This window comes from Enterobacter cloacae complex sp. 277I4, from assembly GCF_050031465.1.
GTDB classification, from domain to species: Bacteria; Pseudomonadota; Gammaproteobacteria; order Enterobacterales; family Enterobacteriaceae; genus Enterobacter; species Enterobacter cloacae.
Genome location: NZ_JBLGWC010000001.1, coordinates 4,745,633 through 4,763,699 on the forward strand (window position 1 = coordinate 4,745,633; position 18,067 = coordinate 4,763,699).

The window sequence follows — 18,067 nt, forward strand, 5'->3', positions numbered from 1 at the left end:
TATTCAGATTTTATGCGGCTTGCTGACCCTCACCCCAGCCCTCTCCCTGAAAGGGAGAGGGAGCAAACCATTCCCTCGCCCCTCCGGGGAGAGGGTTAGGGTGAGGGGTGACGGAGAAAAGTTAGTCGCACTATTTTACCCCGTAGTGTACGTCCTGGCGGCGGGCAAACGCCATTATGTTATCCATATCACTCTAAATTGTTTTTTTGATGTTACCAAAAGCGCGTTCCTTTGCTATTATGAGCGATATCGAACATTTCTGAGCTTTAACGAAAGTGCGTGAGGGTGTTATGGAAACCAAAGATCTGATTGTGATAGGCGGTGGCATCAACGGTGCCGGTATTGCGGCAGACGCCGCAGGACGCGGATTATCCGTACTGATGCTGGAAGCTAACGACCTCGCCTGCGCGACGTCGTCCGCCAGCTCCAAACTGATTCACGGTGGCCTGCGCTACCTGGAACACTATGAATTCCGTCTGGTCAGTGAAGCGCTGGCCGAACGTGAAGTGCTGCTGAAGATGGCACCGCACCTGGCCATCCCGATGCGCTTCCGCCTGCCCCATCGCCCGCATCTGCGTCCGGCGTGGATGATTCGAATCGGTCTGTTTATGTACGATCATCTGGGTAAACGCACCAGCCTGCCGGGTTCAAACGGTTTGCGTTTTGGCTCAGAATCGGTCCTTAAGCCTGAAATCGTGCGCGGTTTCGAATATTCCGACTGCTGGGTGGACGATGCGCGTCTGGTGCTGGCTAACGCACAGATGGTTGAGAAGAAAGGCGGCGAAGTGAAAACCCGCACCCGCGCCACCGCTGCGCGCCGTGAAAACGGCCTGTGGATCGTCGAAGCGGAAGACGTGGATACCGGCGAGAAGTTCAGCTGGAAAGCGCGCGGTCTGGTGAACGCCACTGGCCCATGGGTGAAACAGTTCTTCGACGAGGGGATGCATCTGCCATCTCCGTACGGTATCCGCCTGATCAAAGGCAGCCACATTGTGGTACCACGCGTGCACACCCAGAAGCAGGCCTACATTCTGCAGAACGAAGACAAGCGCATTGTGTTTGTGATCCCGTGGATGGACGAATTCTCCATCATCGGCACCACCGACGTGGAGTACAAAGGCGATCCGAAAAACGTCGAGATCGACGAGAGCGAAGTGAACTACCTGCTGAAGGTGTATAACGCGCACTTCAAGAAACAGCTGTCCCGCGATGACGTGGTCTGGACTTACTCCGGCGTGCGTCCGCTGTGCGATGACGAATCTGACTCACCGCAGGCGATTACCCGTGACTATACGCTCGATATTCACGACGTGGAGGGTCAGGCACCGCTGCTCTCCGTGTTTGGCGGCAAGCTCACCACCTACCGTAAGCTGGCCGAGCACGCGCTGGAAAAACTGGCGCCGTACTACAAAGGCATTGGCCCGGCATGGACCAAAGGCGCGGTACTGCCTGGCGGTGATATCGGCGACAACCGCGATGATTACGCCGCGAAGCTGCGTCGTCGCTATCCATTCATCACGGAAGGCATGGCGCGCCACTATGCCCGTACCTACGGCAGCAACACGGAATTGATCCTGAGTGACGCGAAAGAGATTGCCGACCTGGGCGAACATTTTGGTCACGAGCTGTACGAAGCCGAACTGCGCTATCTGGTGGAACATGAGTGGGTTCGCCGTCTGGATGATGCCATCTGGCGTCGTACCAAAGAGGGTATGTGGCTGAATGCCGAACAGCAGTCGCGTGTGGCGCAGTGGTTGCTGCAGCATGCGGGGAAGCGTGAGCTGTCGTTGGCGTCGTGATGTAAAAAAGCCGGGTGGCGGCTCCGCCTTACCCGGCCTACTCGATCCCGTAGGCCCGGTAAGCGCAGCGCCACCGGGCTTTCTTTTTACAACCGCACCGGATCAATATGCCAGATATTCTCGGCATACTCCTTAATGGTCCTGTCGGACGAGAAATACCCCATATTGGCGATGTTATGCATCGCGACGCAGGTCCACTTCTCCTGCTGACGATAAAGCTCGTCCACCTTGTCCTGGCAATCCACGTAGCTGCGGTAATCCGCCAGCACCTGATAGTGGTCGCCAAAGTTAATCAGCGAATCCACCAGGTCCCGATAGCGCCCTGGCTCGTCTGGGCTAAACACCCCGGTGGCGATTTGCGTCAGCACCTGACGTAGCTCCTCATCCTCTTCGTAATACTCACGCGGCGAGTAGCCTTTCTTGCGCAGCGCCTCCACCTCTTCCGTGGTATTCCCGAAGATAAAGATATTTTCCGCCCCCACGTGCTCCAGCATTTCGACATTGGCCCCGTCCAGCGTGCCGATGGTCAGCGCGCCGTTAAGGGCAAACTTCATGTTACTGGTGCCGGACGCTTCCGTCCCGGCGGTGGAGATCTGCTCAGAGAGATCGGCCGCCGGAATGATCAGCTGCGCCAGGCTGACGCTGTAGTTAGGAACAAAGACCACCTTCAGCTTGTCGCCGATATCCGGATCGTTGTTGACCACCTTCGCCACATCATTGATGAGGTGAATGATGTGCTTCGCCATGTAGTAAGCGGACGCCGCCTTACCGGCAAAGATCTTCACACGCGGCACCCACTCCGCCGTCGGATCGGCCTTGATGCGGTTATAGTGGGTGATCACATGCAGCACGTTCATCAGCTGGCGCTTGTACTCATGAATACGCTTGATCTGTACGTCGAACAGCGCTTTCGGGTTCGCCACCACGTTCAGATGCAACGCCAGCCAGACTGACAGACGTTTCTTGTTCAGCAGCTTGGCTTCTCGTACGGCTTTGTTCACCGCCGGAAAATCAATGTGCTGTTCAAGCTCGCTCAGCTGGCTGAGATCGGTTCGCCAGGTGCGGCCAATGTGCTCATCCAGCACCTCAGAAAGCGGCTGGTTTGCCAGCGCCAGCCAGCGACGCGGCGTGACGCCATTGGTCACGTTGCAGAAACGCGTCGGGAAGATCTTCGCAAAGTCCGCAAACAGCGACTGGACCATCAGGTTCGAGTGCAGCTCTGAAACCCCGTTCACCTTGTGGCTGATGACCACCGCCAGCCAGGCCATGCGTACGCGACGACCGTTCGATTCATCAATGATAGAAGCGCGGCTCAGCAGGCCGGTATCGTTCGGATACTGCTCCTGCAGCGTCTTGAGGAAGTAGTCATTAATTTCAAAGATGATCTGCAGGTGGCGCGGCAAAATTTTGCCGAGCATATCCACCGGCCAGGTTTCCAGCGCTTCGCTCATCAGCGTGTGGTTAGTGTAAGAGAAGACCTGACAGGTCACCTCAAACGCGTCGTCCCAGCTGAACTTATGCTCGTCGATAAGCAGACGCATCAGCTCCGGGATCGACAGCACCGGATGGGTATCGTTGAGGTGAATGGCGGTTTTTTCCGCCAGATTGGCGTAGGTCTTGTGCAGCTGATAGTGACGGCTGAGGATATCCTGAATCGTCGCGGAGACGAGGAAATACTCCTGACGCAGGCGCAGCTCGCGCCCGGAATAGGTCGAGTCGTCCGGGTAGAGCACGCGGGAGACGTTCTCGGAGTGGTTTTTATCTTCCACCGCCGCGAAGTAGTCGCCCTGGTTAAATTTACCCAGGTTAATCTCGCTACTGGCCTGCGCGTTCCACAGACGCAGCGTATTGGTCGCATCGGTGTCATAACCGGGAATGATCTGGTCATAGGCGACAGCGAGGATCTCTTCGGTTTCCACCCAGCGGGACTTTTTCCCTTCCTGCTGAATACGTCCGCCAAACCGCACCTTATAGCGCGTATTGTGACGTTTAAACTCCCACGGGTTACCGTATTCCAGCCAGTAGTCCGGGGACTCTTTCTGACGTCCGTCCACAATGTTCTGCTTGAACATCCCGTAGTCGTAGCGAATGCCGTAGCCACGCCCCGGCAGGGCCAGCGTCGCCAGCGAGTCGAGGAAGCAGGCGGCAAGTCGCCCCAGGCCACCGTTACCGAGCCCCGGGTCGTTCTCTTCGTCAATCAGCTCTTCTAAGTCCAGCCCCATCTCTTCCAGCGCGGTTTTAACGTCATCGTAAATACCGAGCGATAACAGCGCGTTAGAGAGGGTGCGGCCAATCAAAAATTCCATCGACAGGTAGTAAACCTGACGTGTTTCCTGCGACAGCTGGGCGCGGTTGGAGCGCAGCCAGCGTTCAACCATGCGGTCACGCACCGCAAACAGGGTGGCGTTGAGCCACTCGTGTTTGTTGGCGATGACCGGATCTTTCCCGATGGTAAACATCAGCTTATAGGCGATAGAGTGCTTCAACGCCTCAACGCTGAGCGTGGGGGAAGAGTAGCTAAAAGGAGCGTTCATATCAGTAACTTCGCCTCGTTACATCAAGCGTTGATAGAGATCGCGGTATGACTGCGCCGCAACGTGCCAGCTAAAGTCCATGGACATCGCCTGACGTTGGACGTAACGCCACAGCGACGGACGGGACCACAAGACGAAAGCACGCCGAATCGCCCGAAGCAGCGACCAGGCATTACTGTCCTCAAAGACAAACCCGCTGGCGATACCGTCCGCCAGGTTTTCCAGTGAGCTGTCAGATACCGTATCCGCCAGCCCGCCCGTGCGTCGCACCAGCGGCAGGGTGCCGTACTTCAGGCCGTAGAGCTGCGTCAGGCCGCAAGGTTCGAAACGGCTCGGCACCAGAATGACGTCCGCGCCGCCCATGATCCGGTGCGAGAACGCTTCGTGATAGCCAATCTGCACGCCCACCTGCCCCGGGTGTTCCGCCGCTGCCGCCAGGAATCCTTCCTGCAATACCGGGTCGCCCGCGCCGAGCAGCGCCAGCTGTCCGCCCTGCTCCAGCAGACCCGGCAGGGCCTCCAGCACCAGGTCCAGCCCTTTCTGGCTGGTCAGACGGCTCACCACCGCAAACAGCGGCACTTTGTCGTTGACCTTCAGCCCCATCGCAATTTGTAACTGGCGTTTGTTTTCCGCTTTGTCTTCCACGGAATCACGGCCATAGCGGGCCGCGAGCAGCAGGTCGGTCTCCGGGTTCCAGATCTGTTCATCGACGCCGTTAAGGATCCCCGACAAACGCCCTTCACGATGGCGCTGACGGAGCAACCCTTCCAGGCCGTAGCCGAACTCCGGCTGCGTAATTTCACGGGCGTAGGTCGGGCTCACGGCCGTGATGTGGTCGGCATAGTAAAGCCCGGCCTTCAGGAACGAGATCTGCCCGTTAAACTCCAGCCCGTGCATGTTATAGAACGACCATGGCAGATCGATGTCATTCATGTGATGGGCGTAGTACATGCCCTGATACGCCAGGTTATGCACCGTAAAGACCGATTTTGCCGGATGGCCGCGCGCCGCCAGATATGCCGGAGCGAGCCCCGCGTGCCAGTCGTGTGCGTGCACAATGTCCGGGCGCCAGAACGGATCCAGCCCTACCGCCATTTCAGCCCCAACCCAGCCGAGCAGCGCAAAACGCAGCACGTTGTCGGTATAGGCAAACAGGTTCGTATCGTGATACGGGCTACCTGGTCGGTCATATAAGTGCGGCGCGTCGATCAGGTAGATGCCCACGCCATTGTAATGTCCATACAGCAGGGTGATGCGTCCGGCGAAGGTGTCACGGCGCGTCACCACCTTTGCATCGGGAATGCCGCGCCGGATATCCGGGAAGGCAGGCAGCAGGACTCGGGTATCTACTCCGCCAGCGATTTGCGCCGCGGGTAATGCACCAAGAACATCCGCCAGGCCGCCCGTTTTTAACAACGGGAACATCTCAGAACATACGTGTAAAACCTGCATCATCGCTCCTGTTTGATCTGCAGCTTCCGCAACATTTCCCGTGTGACTAACACGATCCCCTCTTCAGAACGGTAGAAGCGACGTGCATCTTCTTCCGCGTTTTCACCAATCACCATTCCTTCAGGAATGACGCAGGCACGGTCGATCACGCAGCGACGCAGACGACACGAACGCCCGACCCAGACATCCGGCAGCAGCACCGCCGAATCGATATTACAGAATGAGTTTATACGCACGCGCGGGAACAGCACCGACTGCACCACCACCGAGCCGGAGATAATGCACCCGCCAGAGACCAGCGAGTTCAGCGTCATGCCGTGGCTGCCGGAGCGGTCCTGAACGAATTTCGCTGGCGGCAGGGATTCCATATGGGTACGGATCGGCCAGTTCTGGTCGTACATATCCAGCTCAGGCGTGACGGAGGCCAGATCGAGGTTGGCTTTCCAGTACGCTTCCAGGGTTCCCACATCGCGCCAGTAAGGTTCCGCATTCGGATCTGACTGCACGCAGGACAGCGGGAAAGGATGTGCATAGGCCATGCCAGCTTTGGTAATTTTCGGAATGATGTCTTTACCGAAGTCGTGGCTGGAGTGTTCGTCTTTGTCGTCTTCTTCCAGCAGCTCATAAAGGTAATCTGCATCAAAGACATAGATCCCCATGCTGGCGAGCGATTTGGTGTCATCTCCCGGCATGGTTGGTGGGTTGGCCGGTTTTTCAACGAAGTCGATAATTTTATCGTCCGCGTCCACGTGCATCACGCCAAACGCCGTCGCCTCGGCAACGGGCACCGGCAGACACGCCACGGTGCAGCGCGCCCCTTTCTCGACGTGGTCGATGAGCATGTGGGAGTAGTCTTGCTTGTAGATGTGATCCCCGGCGAGGATCACGATGTACTCCGCGTTGTAGCGGCGAATAATATCGAGGTTCTGGGTCACCGCATCAGCGGTGCCGCGGTACCAGTTTTCACCGTGAACACGCTGCTGGGCAGGCAGGAGATCGACAAACTCATTCATCTCTTCGCTGAAGAATGACCAGCCGCGCTGAATATGCTGCACCAGGGTGTGCGACTGATACTGCGTAATGACGCCAATGCGGCGAATACCTGAGTTCAGGCAGTTGGACAGTGCAAAATCGATAATTCGGAACTTACCACCAAAGTGAACAGCCGGCTTGGCGCGCTTGATGGTCAAATCTTTAAGACGGGTTCCGCGCCCGCCAGCGAGGATCAGGGCAACCGTTTTTAAGGGGAGCTGGCGTGCCAACATTAAGGGATCGTTCTTCTCTAATCTAACCATGACTAACTCCTTTTTTATCATCTTGGAATACGCACACTCCGTGCGCAGGCCCGTGCCAGACAGCCATTACTACCGGATTATCCGCTCCGGCAAAGGGGGGAACGGCGCGCCATTCCCCGTCAGGTAAAACAATCTCAGCGACGTCATCCGTCGCGTTCAGCGTAACCAGCCAGCGATCCGAAAGCAGGATCTGCAGGCGCGGTACGCCGTGTTGCCACTCTTGCGCGCTTAACGGTTGCGCGTCTTTATTCAGCCAGCGAACGTTGCCGTCGCCCTCCTCCCACCAGCGGTTGGCGGTGAGCGCGGGGATCTGCTGACGAAGGTGGATCAGCGCCGCGGTAAAGTGGATCAGGCCGCTGTTCGCTTCTCCCCAGTCGAGCCAGGTTAAGGTGTTGTCCTGGCAATAGGCGTTGTTGTTACCGTGCTGGCTGTGGCCATGTTCATCCCCTGCCAGCAGCATCGGCGTGCCCTGCGACAACAAAAGCGTCGTCAGCAGCGCATGCACGCTGGCGCGTCGCCGCTCAATAACATCCAGACTTCCGCCTAACCCTTCTATACCATGATTAAAGCTATGGTTATTGTTAGTGCCATCGCGATTCTCCTCGCCATTTGCCTCATTGTGTTTCTGATTGAAACAAACGCAGTCCCGGAGCGTAAAACCATCATGCGCGGTCACCAGGTTGACGGTAGCAGACGGTCGTTTGCCATCACGTTTAAACAGATCGCTGGAAGCGGCAAAGCGTCTGGCGAACTCCCCCAGCGACAGGCTTCTCTCCAGCCAGAAGCGGCGTACGGCATCGCGATAGTGGTCGTTCCATTCGGCAAACAGCGGCGGGAAGTTCCCCACCTGGTAGCCGCCTTCACCAATGTCCCACGGCTCGGCAATCAGCTTCACCCGCGAGAGCACCGGGCAGTTTTTGATCGCCTCAAACAGCGGCGCCTGCTGGCTGAACCCCGGCGTGCGGCCCATCACCGGCGCCAGGTCAAAACGAAAACCGTCGACGTGGAACGTTTCCACCCAATATTTCAGGCATTCATACGCAAAATGCGTCACCGCCGGATGGCTGAGGTTGAGCGTGTTACCGCAACCGGTCCAGTTGTGGTAATCACCATCCTCTCTGATCCAATAATAGCTACGGTTATCAATTCCGCGCATGGAGAGCGTCGGACCGTCGAGATCGCTTTCCGCGCTGTGGTTCAGCACCACGTCCAGAATCACTTCGATACCGGCCGCATGAAGCGCTTTCACCGCATCACGAAACTCGTCCCGCGCCTTGTCCGGGTGGACGGCGTAGCGGGGGTCGAGCGCAAACATCGCCAGCGGGTTGTAGCCCCAGTAGTTGCTCAGCCCCAGTCGCTGCAGGCGAGGCTCGCTGGCGAAATGGGCGATGGGCAACAACTCCAGCGCGGTGATCCCGAGATGTTTCAGATAGGCGATCATGGTCGGATGGCCGAGCGCCTTATAGGTGCCGCGCATCTCTTTGGGAATAGACGGATGGAGATAGGTCAGCCCTTTTACATGGGCCTCGTAAATCACGGTGTTGCCCCACGGCGTGCCCGGCGGGGCATCGTCTTCCCAGTCGTAGCGATCGCCCACCACCACGCTTTTTGGGGCCACGTGGGCGCTGTCGCGGTGGTCGGGTTCCCCGTAGCCGACGTGGAAAATCGGGTCGTCTTTAAACTCGCCTTCCACGCGATGGGCGCAGGGGTCAATCAGCAGCTTTGCCGGGTTAAACCAGTGCCCCTGAGCAGGCGCCCAGGGACCGTGAACGCGAAAACCGTAGTGCATCCCTGGCCGCCCACCGGCCAGGTAGCCATGCCAGGTATCCCCGGTGCGCGCCGGTAAATCGTAACGATGCTCGTTACCTTCCCCGTCAAACACACAGAGTTCCACCCGCTCCGCGTGAGCAGAAAAGAGGGTGAAATTCACACCCTTTCCGTCAAAGCTCGCCCCGAGCGGTTCGGGTTTACCTGCCGTAAGCTGCGTCATTCGCCCTCCCGCACCAGCCAGATGGTACCGAGCGGTGGCAGCGTCAGGCTCAGGGAGTTGGGGCGCCCGTGGCTTTCGATGGCATCGCTCTGGACCAGTCCGCCGTTACCAGCGTTACTGCCGTGGTAATGCATGGAATCGGTGTTGAGGATTTCGCGCCATTTACCGGCCTGATTAATGCCAAAGCGGTAATGATGACGTGGAACCGGCGTAAAGTTGCTGGCAACGATAATCTCGTTGCCCGCTTTATCCCGGCGCACAAAGACAAATACCGAGCGCTCATGGTCGTCCACCACCAGCCACTCAAAACCGTACGGATCGAAGTCCAGCTCGTGCAGTGCTTTATGGTGGCGGTAGGTCAGGTTCAGATCGCGGACCAGCCGCTGCACGCCGTGGTGCCAGTTGTCAGCGCCCTCCAGCAGATGCCAGTCGAGGCTGGTATCGTGGTTCCACTCGCGCCCCTGGGCGAACTCGTTGCCCATAAACAGCAGTTTTTTGCCCGGGAAGGCGAACATCCAGCCGTAGTAGGCGCGCAGGTTGGCAAACTTCTGCCACGCGTCGCCCGGCATGCGGTCGAGAATGGATTTTTTACCGTGCACCACTTCATCGTGCGACAGCGGCAGCATGAAGTTTTCGGTGTAGTTGTAGAGCAGCCCGAAGGTAAGCTTATCGTGATGATACTGACGATAAACCGGGTCGAGCTTCATGTAATCGAGCGTGTCGTGCATCCAGCCCAGGTTCCACTTGTACCAGAAGCCCAGGCCACCCATTGACGACGGACGGGAAACGCCCGGGAAGTCGGTGGACTCTTCCGCCATCGTCACCGCGCCCTCAACCTGCTCGCCAATAATGCGGTTGGTGTTGCGCAGAAACTCAATTGCTTCCAGGTTCTCGCGACCGCCATACTCGTTCGGGATCCACTCGCCCTCTTTGCGGCTATAGTCGCGATAGATCATCGACGCCACCGCATCCACGCGCAGGGCATCAATGCCGAAACGCTCGATCCAGTAAAGCGCGTTCCCGACCAGGTAGTTCGCGACTTCACGACGACCGTAGTTGTAGATCAGCGTATTCCAGTCCTGGTGATAGCCTTCGCGCGGGTCGCTGTGCTCGTACAGTTTTGTGCCGTCGAACTCGGCCAGCGCAAAATCATCCGACGGGAAGTGGCCCGGCACCCAGTCAAGAATGACGTTCAGCCCGGCGGCGTGTGCGGCATCAACGAAATAGCGGAAGTCGTCGCGCGTGCCAAAGCGGCGCGTCGGTGCGTATAACCCGGTGGGCTGATAGCCCCAGCTTCCGTCGAACGGGTGCTCGTTAACCGGCAGCAGCTCCAGATGGGTAAAGCCCATCCATTTGGCGTACGGTACCAGCTGGTCAGCCAGCTCACGATAGCTCAGCCAGAAATTGTCATCGGTGTGGCGACGCCAGGAGCCGAGATGCACCTCATAAACGGAGATTGGCGCGTCGAAGCGGTTAGCCTGCTTGCGCTCTTCCGTCTGGACCACCTTCTCCGGCAGGCCGCAAATAAGCGAGGCAGTATTCGGGCGCAGCTCCGCTTCAAAGGCGTACGGGTCAGCTTTAATGCGCAGCTTGCCGTTGGCATCGATCATCTCAAATTTATAGAGCTGACCGTTATGCGCGCCGGGGATGAACAGCTCCCAGATGCCGGTTTCCCGACGCAGGCGCATGGGGTGACGACGACCGTCCCAGTAGTTGAACTGCCCGACGACGGAGACGCGCTGGGCGTTTGGCGCCCACACGGCAAACCGCGTGCCGGTAATACCATCCATGGTATCCGCATGGGCACCCAGCGTTTCATAAGGCCGCAGATGGGTGCCTTCGGACAGCAGCCAGGCATCCATCTCTTTTAAGAGCGGGCCAAAGCTATAGGGATCGTCAATCAGGTTTTGCTGACCGTGCCAGATGACGGCAAGCTGATAACGAAAGGGGTTTTTACGACGGGGCATGACGCCCGAGAAGAAGCCACGTGAGTCGAGGCATTCCAGATTACCCACCTTGCGGCCGGTTTTGGGTTCGATGACCCACACTTCTGTAGCATCCGGTAACAGCGCGCGAACTTCCAGCCCGGCCTCTGTACGGTGCATCCCTAGCACAGAAAAGGGGTCGGCAAAATGACCCGCAATAAGCGCATTAATCACGTCTCTCGAAATACGATCGGACATGGTATTCATCCTGTTTTTTTATGTCGCCCTTTTTATTCGCTCCGGGACGACTTTTAATGTGACCTAAACGGTGCAGCTCATCCTCTCTGCTCCGCCCTACCCTCAGGTGAGAAATAAATCTTCCTTAAAGCATAGCCAACGACGAGGTTCCTCCTGATAAAAAATAAGACATCTGCGTTTTACTCCATGTAGTACGCAAAAAAAGGGGGTGAAAATCACCCCCGGTAGTTAACAAATTATTACGCCAGCTGGCGCAGCATGCGGCGCAGCGGCTCTGCGGCACCCCACAGCAGCTGGTCACCCACGGTGAACGCGGAGAGGTACTCTGGCCCCATGTTCAGCTTACGCAGACGGCCAACCGGCGTGGTCAGCGTGCCGGTAACGGCCGCAGGCGTCAGTTCGCGCATGGTGATATCGCGATCGTTTGGCACCACTTTCGCCCACGGGTTGTGTGCGGCAAGCAGCTCTTCCACGGTCGGAATAGACACATCTTTTTTCAGTTTAATGGTGAAGGCCTGGCTGTGGCAGCGCAGCGCGCCGATACGCACGCACAGGCCATCAACCGGAATGGTGTTCGCGGTAGCGAGGATTTTGTTGGTCTCCGCCTGCCCCTTCCACTCTTCACGGGTCTGGCCGTTATCCAGCTGTTTGTCGATCCACGGGATCAGGCCACCGGCCAGCGGTACGCCAAAGTTATCGACCGGCAGTTCGCCGCTGCGGGTCAGCTCGGTGACTTTACGCTCGATATCGAGGATCGCGGACGCCGGATTTGCCAGCTCGGTCGCAACGCTCTGGTGCAGTTGGCCCATCTGGGTCAGCAGTTCACGCATGTGACGCGCACCGCCGCCGGATGCGGCCTGGTAGGTCGCCACGGAGACCCACTCCACCAGGTCCTGCGCGAACAGGCCACCGAGGGACATCAGCATCAGGCTGACGGTGCAGTTACCGCCGACAAAGGTTTTCACGCCGTTGTTCAGGCCATCGGTGATCACGCCCTGGTTCACCGGGTCGAGGATAATGATGGCATCGTCTTTCATACGCAGCGAAGAGGCCGCGTCAATCCAGTAGCCCTGCCAGCCGCTTTCACGCAGCTTTGGATAGATTTCGTTGGTATAATCGCCGCCCTGGCAGGTCACAATAATGTCGAGTGCCTTCAGCGCTTCCAGATCGTAAGCATCCTGCAACGTCCCTGTGGTACCACCAAAGGACGGTGCAGCCTGGCCGAGCTGGGAAGTGGAGAAGAAGACCGGGCGGATAGCGTCGAAATCGCGCTCTTCAACCATGCGTTGCATGAGTACAGAGCCGACCATACCGCGCCAGCCGATAAAACCAACGTTTTTCATAGCATTTGTTTCCTGCAGAGGGTGTGTGCTGTTTGTGCAAGCCAGTATTGAACTGGGATATGCTTCACATTACAAAATGCTGCCAAAGTCGCAAGCGAAATTAATCGATGATTGCCCGGCAATCAGAAAAAGAGCTAATCATCCTAATAACCATAGAGAAATTCAGGGCTAATTTACATGAGTGAAATCATTTCTGCGGCGGTTTTATTGATCCTGATAATGGATCCACTGGGAAACCTGCCGATTTTCATGTCGGTGCTGAAGCACACCGAACCCAAGCGCCGCCGGGCGATCATGATCCGCGAGCTGCTCATCGCCCTGCTGGTGATGTTTATCTTCCTGTTTGCCGGCGAAAAAATTCTCGCTTTCCTGAATCTGCGTGCCGAAACGGTCTCCATTTCCGGCGGAATTATTCTGTTCCTGATTGCCATTAAGATGATTTTCCCGAGCGCAGAAGGCAGCAGCAGCGGCCTGCCTGCGGGTGAAGAGCCGTTTATCGTACCGCTGGCGATCCCGCTGGTCGCCGGGCCGACCATTCTGGCCACATTGATGCTACTGTCGCATCAGTATCCCAACCAGATGAGCCATCTGGTGATTGCTTTGCTGATTGCCTGGGGCGGAACGTTCATCATTCTGCTGCAATCGTCGCTGTTCCTGCGCCTGCTGGGCGAGAAAGGGGTCAATGCGCTGGAACGCTTGATGGGGCTGATTCTGGTGATGATGGCGACGCAGATGTTCCTGGACGGGATACGTGCGTGGATGAAGGGATAGCAAGGTAAATGCAAAACGGCAATCTTAGATTGCCGTTTTTAGTGGTTGCTCCCTCTCCCCGTGGGAGAGGGCCGGGGTGAGGGCAACAGGCCGCACTCCTCAAAAATAATATTTCGTTTTGCGAGCCGCCTTCCAGAGCCTCTCTTGCCACCCGATCTTCAAAGCAGTATCTTCTTGCCGCGCCTGCAAAATCAGGCGTCGGGATTAGCCTCTCCAGTGGTGGATATACATTACGCATCAGAGGCGGTCTTATGACTACTACCCTTAGCTTTTCTCACTCCTTATTCACCACACCGTTCGATCACACAACCGACTTCACCGAGCAGGCAGACAACTGCGCGCGGTTTGTCGACGTGCTGGTTGAATGTGACGATCCAACCCAGAAGATGGCGCTGTGTGGACGACTTTCCGCCTGCCTCACCCTGCTTCAGCCCACGCTGCTTGAACCTGTACCAGAATATTTAAAAGCCAGCCTGACGGTGGATGACCTGCCGTTGGACGTGCCGGTATTCGAACCGGAAGTTGATCAGTTAGGGCGATATTGCCAGCTGTTAACGCAAATGCTCTTAGCGCATTCGCTGTCAGAAAGCGATGAGAGAGTGGCGGGAGATCTGTTGCAGGAGTTGGTGCGATTTTACAGCGATACGCTAAAAGCGCCGCGCTGGCTGCGCACAACGGAAGGCACAGTGCTGCTGTAAAAAAGCCGGGTGGCGCTTGCGCTTACCCGGCCTACGGAAACTGAGTTTTTTGTAGGTCGGGTAAGGCGAAGCCGCCACCCGACAAAATAAGATCTCTGCGGCCTGATGCCCTCACCCCAACCCTCTCCCACAGGGAGAGGGAGAAAACCGGGGTTAGCTCAGCAGCGTAAACGCAATCATCCCGACAATCGCACCCGTAGTGCCGAGGATAGTTTCCATCAGCGTCCAGGTTTTCAGGGTTTGCGCTTCGGTCGCACCGGTAAATTTACCGAACAGCCAGAAGCCCGCATCGTTCACGTGCGACACCACAATCGAACCACCCGCGATACAGATAGACAGCGCCGCCATCTGCGCACCGGAGTAGTTCAGCTGTTCAATCACCGGCATCACCAGGCCAACAGCCGTTAAACAGGCAACGGTCGCGGAGCCCTGAATGATACGCACCGCCGCCGCCAGCACAAAGCAGGTGACCGCGATGGGCAGTCCCATTCCGGTCAGCGCTTCACCCAGCGCCGGACCGACGCCTGAATCCACCAGCACCTGCTTGAACACGCCACCCGCACCGATCACCAGCAGGATAATGCCCGCTGGCTGCAGCGCAGCACCGCAGATTTCCATCACGCGGTCTTTCGGCATCCCCTGACGCATCGCCAGGCCATAAATCGCCACCAGACACGCCACCAGAATTGCCGTGAACGGGTGACCGATAAATTCGAACCATTCGTACGCGGTAGAGCCCACCGGTACAAAGCGCGCGGCAATGGTTTTCAGACCCACCAGCACCAGCGGCAGCAGGATCAGAGACAGGCTGAAGCCGAAGGAGGGCATTTTACCTTCGCCCAGGTGCGGCTCGGTAATATCATCAGGAATATGCAGTTCAACGTAGCGGCTGATGAAGTTGCCCCACAGCGGACCGGCGATAATCATTCCCGGGATTGCCGCGCACAGGCCAATCAGGATCATCCAGCCAAAGTCGGCGTGCATCTGGGAAGCCAGCAGCATCGGCGCAGGCCCCGGCAGGAGAAACGCCGCGGCTGCCGCCACGCCCGCAAACAGCGGAATAACCAGCTTCACAAGGTTAGTACCAGTATGGCGCGCCATGGAGAACGCCACGCTAATCAGCAGCACCACGGCCACTTCAAAGAACAACGGCAGCGCGCAGATCAGACCGGCCAGGCCAATCGCATAGTGTGCACGACTGTGACCAAACGATTTCAGCATCTTGACGGCAATCTGGTCGACCGCGCCTGTCTCATGCAGGATCTTGCCAAACATCGCGCCCAGCGCGACCACAATAGCCAGGAAGCCCAGTGTGCCCCCCATCCCTTTTTCCATCGTCGCAGCGATCTTGTCGAGCGGCATACCGGAAAAGAGACCTGCACCAATAGAAACCACCATCAAAGCAACAAAAGCATGCATACGCGCTTTCATCACTAAAAACAGCAGCAGCAATACCGAACCCACTGCTGTCAAAACTAGCGTTAATGTACTCAAAACTTACTGCCTTTTATTGATGACCTCGATGGTGCTGGCAACAACACCCTCCAGTGACTGATCGATATCAACCACTAAGACGTCTTTTTCATCTTCACCTGGTTCCTGCAGCGCTTCGAACTGTGTGACCAGCATCTGGGTTTTGAAGAAGTGGCCTTTGCGCGCCTTGAGACGGCTTTCGATGACGTCGAAATCGCCTTTCAGGTAGATGAAAGAGAGGTTCGGGTTGCCGTCACGCAGCAGATCGCGGTAGGTTTTTTTCAGCGCAGAGCAGACGATCAGGGAAACTTTATTGGTGCGCTGCATGGCAAACGCGGCATCGTTCAGCGCCTGTAACCACGGTTTACGGTCGTCGTCGTTCAGCGGCTCGCCGGAGGCCATCTTCATGATGTTGCTGCGCGGATGGAGGAAGTCGCCATCAAGAAACGCCGCATTAAGTTGATGCGCCACTTCGCTTGCCACGGCAGATTTACCGCTACCGGAAACGCCCATCAGGACGTAAACGTGGTGATCATGATTAGTCGTGCTCAAAGGGTGTCCCTCAGTCAATTGTTACGGGTAACAGTTATCGGTAACATTGTCCTGCCGGGGCAAAAGAGAAGCAATATCCAAACGTGCGCGATGTGAATAAGTGTGAGCTACTTCAAATTTGTCGGATTAAATAGATCCACCCGGTGACAAGGTGAAACCTAAATCTAACATTTTTGGCGTAACCGCTTCACCGCGAATGCGCGCCAGCAGGCGTTCTGCGCCAATGCGACCCATGCGTTCACGCGGTGTCAGGACGCTCGCCAGACGCGGCTCCATCACCTGGCCGATGTCATGGCCGTGGAAACCGGCTATCGCCATATCATCGGGGATCTTCAGCCCCAGACGCTGGCATTCGAACGCTGCACCGACCGCAAGGTCATCGTTGGTACAGAAAATACCGTCCAGTTGTGGATACTCGCGCCGTGCCTGCCGCATCAGCTCAATACCCGACGTATAGGAAGAGGACTGCTCCACCATCACGCTGTACGGGGTTAAATTTGCGTCAAGCATCGCCTGCTCGTATCCCTTCTGTTTGATGATAGTACGTTCATCAAGACGCGCACCCAGGTAGGCGATATGACGATGACCGCGCGCGATGATCGCCGCCGTCATCTGCCGCGCCGCTTCGAAGTTGTCAAAACCCACGGCAATATCAAGGCACGGCGACTGGCTGTCCATCAGTTCCACCACCGGGATCCCGGCCACTTCAATCATCTTCAGTGTACGGGGGGTGTGAGTACGTTCAGTTAAAATCAGGCCATCGATGTTCCAGGAAAGCATCGATTCAAGACGTTCTTCTTCCAGTTCCGGTTTGTAGCCGTAGTGTGCCAGCATGGTCTGGTAACCAAACGCATCCGTGACGCTTTCAATACCGCGCAACACTTCGGCAAAGACCTGGTTAGTTAAAGAAGGCAGGAGGACGCCCACCGCACGACTGGTGGCATTAGAAAGAATATCGGGTGCGCGGTTGGGGATATAACCCAGTTCATCGAGAGCAGCGGCAATCTTGCCACGCAACGCTACGGAAACCTGTTCCGGGTTACGTAAAAAACGGCTGACCGTCATTTTGGTCACACCAACACGATCGGCGACATCCTGAAGTACGGGGCGTTTCTTTTTCATCGTCCTGAGAAATCTTGAAGAGAGAGATTTGCTCAGTTTATCACGGACAAAGCCCATCCTTCCCCTGTCAAAGGGAAGGATGGGCATTTATTTATGATTTATTACACCGGTGGCAGATCAAACAGCAGAATTTCACTTTCGCTGTCGGCATGCACGGAGAGCGCTTGCTCATCCCAGATGGCCAGACCATCCGCCGTTGTCGCTTTGGTGCCGTTGATGGACACTTCACCTTTCACCACCTGGATCCAGACGCGGCGGTTCGCGGCGATCTGGTGTACAGACTGTTCGTCTTTTGCCAGCGCCCAGCGGTACAGTTCCATATCCTGATGCACTTTCAGCGAACCTTCACGCGCATCCGGGGAGAGCACCAGCTGTTTGCCCTGTTTGGCGTCGAAGCGGCGCTGCTCGTAGCGCGGCGTGATGCCGGTTTCTTCTGGAATGATCCAGATTTGATACAGGTGCAGTTTTTCCGTTTTGCTCGGGTTGTACTCCGAGTGACGAACACCGGTACCCGCGCTCATGATCTGGAACTCGCCCGCCGGAACCTGCTCTTTGTTACCCATGCTGTCCTGGTGCTCAACCGCCCCTTCCAGCACATAGGTCAGGATTTCCATGTCTTTATGCGGGTGGGTACCGAAGCCCTGGCCTGCATCAATCACGTCATCGTTAATCACGCGCAGTGCAGAGAAGCCCATGAAGTTCGGGTCGTAGTAGTCGGCAAACGAGAATGAATGCCATGAGTCCAGCCAGCCATGATTCGCGTGACCACGTTCGTTTGCTTTGCGTAAGTAGATCATTGTTTTCACCCTCAGTTCGTTTCGATGAAGTAAGTGTGGACGCAAACAGCCTGGGATC

At 56.8% G+C, this 18,067-nt stretch carries 13 protein-coding genes; 3 read left to right on the plus strand and 10 right to left on the minus strand.

All coding sequences use genetic code 11. The annotated features are described in order from the left end of the window. Window positions 1–290 precede the first annotated feature (290 nt). Window positions 291–1,799, plus strand: coding sequence for a glycerol-3-phosphate dehydrogenase (gene glpD / locus ACQG19_RS23150; RefSeq protein WP_222169118.1), 1,509 nt, complete (start codon window positions 291–293; stop codon window positions 1,797–1,799). A gap of 86 nt (window positions 1,800–1,885) precedes the next feature. Here the strand turns inward: glpD and glgP are convergent, their stop codons facing one another. The 6 genes from glgP to asd all read right to left on the minus strand — a co-directional run bounded on the left by glgP (window position 1,886) and on the right by asd (window position 12,596). Continuing rightward, window positions 1,886–4,333, minus strand: a complete 2,448-nt coding sequence (gene glgP, locus ACQG19_RS23155) for a glycogen phosphorylase (RefSeq protein WP_222169117.1) — start codon at window positions 4,331–4,333, stop codon at window positions 1,886–1,888. An 18-nt stretch (window positions 4,334–4,351) separates the two neighbouring features. Then, the gene (glgA, locus tag ACQG19_RS23160; protein WP_013099109.1) at window positions 4,352–5,785 is read right to left on the minus strand and encodes a glycogen synthase GlgA; all 1,434 of its coding nucleotides are present in this window, start codon (window positions 5,783–5,785) and stop codon (window positions 4,352–4,354) included. Next, window positions 5,785–7,080, minus strand: a complete 1,296-nt coding sequence (gene glgC / locus ACQG19_RS23165) for a glucose-1-phosphate adenylyltransferase (RefSeq protein ID WP_013099110.1) — start codon at window positions 7,078–7,080, stop codon at window positions 5,785–5,787. Before glgC ends, glgA begins: the two co-directional genes overlap by 1 nt. Continuing rightward, window positions 7,073–9,070 (minus strand): glycogen debranching protein GlgX, encoded by a 1,998-nt coding sequence (gene glgX, locus ACQG19_RS23170; RefSeq protein ID WP_129252547.1) that lies wholly within the window; start codon window positions 9,068–9,070, stop codon window positions 7,073–7,075. The genes glgC and glgX overlap by 8 nt, the downstream gene beginning before the upstream one ends. Then, a complete protein-coding gene (gene glgB / locus ACQG19_RS23175; RefSeq protein ID WP_222169116.1) occupies window positions 9,067–11,253 on the minus strand; it encodes a 1,4-alpha-glucan branching enzyme in 2,187 nt (728 codons plus the stop codon). Before glgB ends, glgX begins: the two co-directional genes overlap by 4 nt. A gap of 239 nt (window positions 11,254–11,492) precedes the next feature. After that, a complete protein-coding gene (gene asd / locus ACQG19_RS23180) occupies window positions 11,493–12,596 on the minus strand; it encodes an aspartate-semialdehyde dehydrogenase (protein ID WP_029883894.1) in 1,104 nt (367 codons plus the stop codon). A 177-nt stretch (window positions 12,597–12,773) separates the two neighbouring features. Here asd and yhgN point away from each other — a divergent pair, with 177 nt between their 5' ends. Both yhgN and ACQG19_RS23190 read left to right on the plus strand, forming a co-directional pair. Beyond that, window positions 12,774–13,367 (plus strand): NAAT family transporter YhgN, encoded by a 594-nt coding sequence (gene yhgN, locus ACQG19_RS23185; protein WP_003861574.1) that lies wholly within the window; start codon window positions 12,774–12,776, stop codon window positions 13,365–13,367. A gap of 251 nt (window positions 13,368–13,618) precedes the next feature. After that, complete coding sequence (locus ACQG19_RS23190) at window positions 13,619–14,065, plus strand: hypothetical protein (RefSeq protein WP_029883906.1); 447 nt, start codon at window positions 13,619–13,621, stop codon at window positions 14,063–14,065. A 153-nt stretch (window positions 14,066–14,218) separates the two neighbouring features. Here the strand turns inward: ACQG19_RS23190 and gntU are convergent, their stop codons facing one another. The 4 genes from gntU to ACQG19_RS23210 all read right to left on the minus strand — a co-directional run bounded on the left by gntU (window position 14,219) and on the right by ACQG19_RS23210 (window position 18,009). After that, on the minus strand, window positions 14,219–15,559 hold the full coding sequence (gene gntU / locus ACQG19_RS23195; RefSeq protein ID WP_014833577.1) for a gluconate transporter: 1,341 nt from the start codon (window positions 15,557–15,559) through the stop codon (window positions 14,219–14,221). A gap of 3 nt (window positions 15,560–15,562) precedes the next feature. Continuing rightward, complete coding sequence (gene gntK, locus ACQG19_RS23200) at window positions 15,563–16,090, minus strand: gluconokinase (protein WP_038420757.1); 528 nt, start codon at window positions 16,088–16,090, stop codon at window positions 15,563–15,565. Between the two features lie 126 nt (window positions 16,091–16,216). After that, entirely contained in the window at window positions 16,217–17,212 is a 996-nt protein-coding gene (gene gntR, locus ACQG19_RS23205) for a gluconate operon transcriptional repressor GntR (RefSeq protein ID WP_014833579.1), read from the minus strand. A gap of 101 nt (window positions 17,213–17,313) precedes the next feature. After that, on the minus strand, window positions 17,314–18,009 hold the full coding sequence (locus ACQG19_RS23210) for a pirin family protein (RefSeq protein WP_000639796.1): 696 nt from the start codon (window positions 18,007–18,009) through the stop codon (window positions 17,314–17,316). Window positions 18,010–18,067: the final 58 nt, after the last annotated feature.

Excerpts from the sequence above, each read along its gene's own strand:
- glgX (WP_129252547.1), bottom strand. The coding sequence starts at position 9,070 with ATGACGCAGCTTACGGCAGGTAAACCCGAACCGCTCGGGGCGAGCTTT.
- asd (WP_029883894.1), bottom strand. The coding sequence starts at position 12,596 with ATGAAAAACGTTGGTTTTATCGGCTGGCGCGGTATGGTCGGCTCTGTA.
- ACQG19_RS23210 (WP_000639796.1), bottom strand. The coding sequence starts at position 18,009 with ATGATCTACTTACGCAAAGCAAACGAACGTGGTCACGCGAATCATGGC.
- ACQG19_RS23190 (WP_029883906.1), top strand. The coding sequence starts at position 13,619 with ATGACTACTACCCTTAGCTTTTCTCACTCCTTATTCACCACACCGTTC.
- glgP (WP_222169117.1), bottom strand. The coding sequence starts at position 4,333 with ATGAACGCTCCTTTTAGCTACTCTTCCCCCACGCTCAGCGTTGAGGCG.
- glgA (WP_013099109.1), bottom strand. The coding sequence starts at position 5,785 with ATGCAGGTTTTACACGTATGTTCTGAGATGTTCCCGTTGTTAAAAACG.
- glgB (WP_222169116.1), bottom strand. The coding sequence starts at position 11,253 with ATGTCCGATCGTATTTCGAGAGACGTGATTAATGCGCTTATTGCGGGT.
- glpD (WP_222169118.1), top strand. The coding sequence starts at position 291 with ATGGAAACCAAAGATCTGATTGTGATAGGCGGTGGCATCAACGGTGCC.
- yhgN (WP_003861574.1), top strand. The coding sequence starts at position 12,774 with ATGAGTGAAATCATTTCTGCGGCGGTTTTATTGATCCTGATAATGGAT.
- glgC (WP_013099110.1), bottom strand. The coding sequence starts at position 7,080 with ATGGTTAGATTAGAGAAGAACGATCCCTTAATGTTGGCACGCCAGCTC.
- gntR (WP_014833579.1), bottom strand. The coding sequence starts at position 17,212 with ATGAAAAAGAAACGCCCCGTACTTCAGGATGTCGCCGATCGTGTTGGT.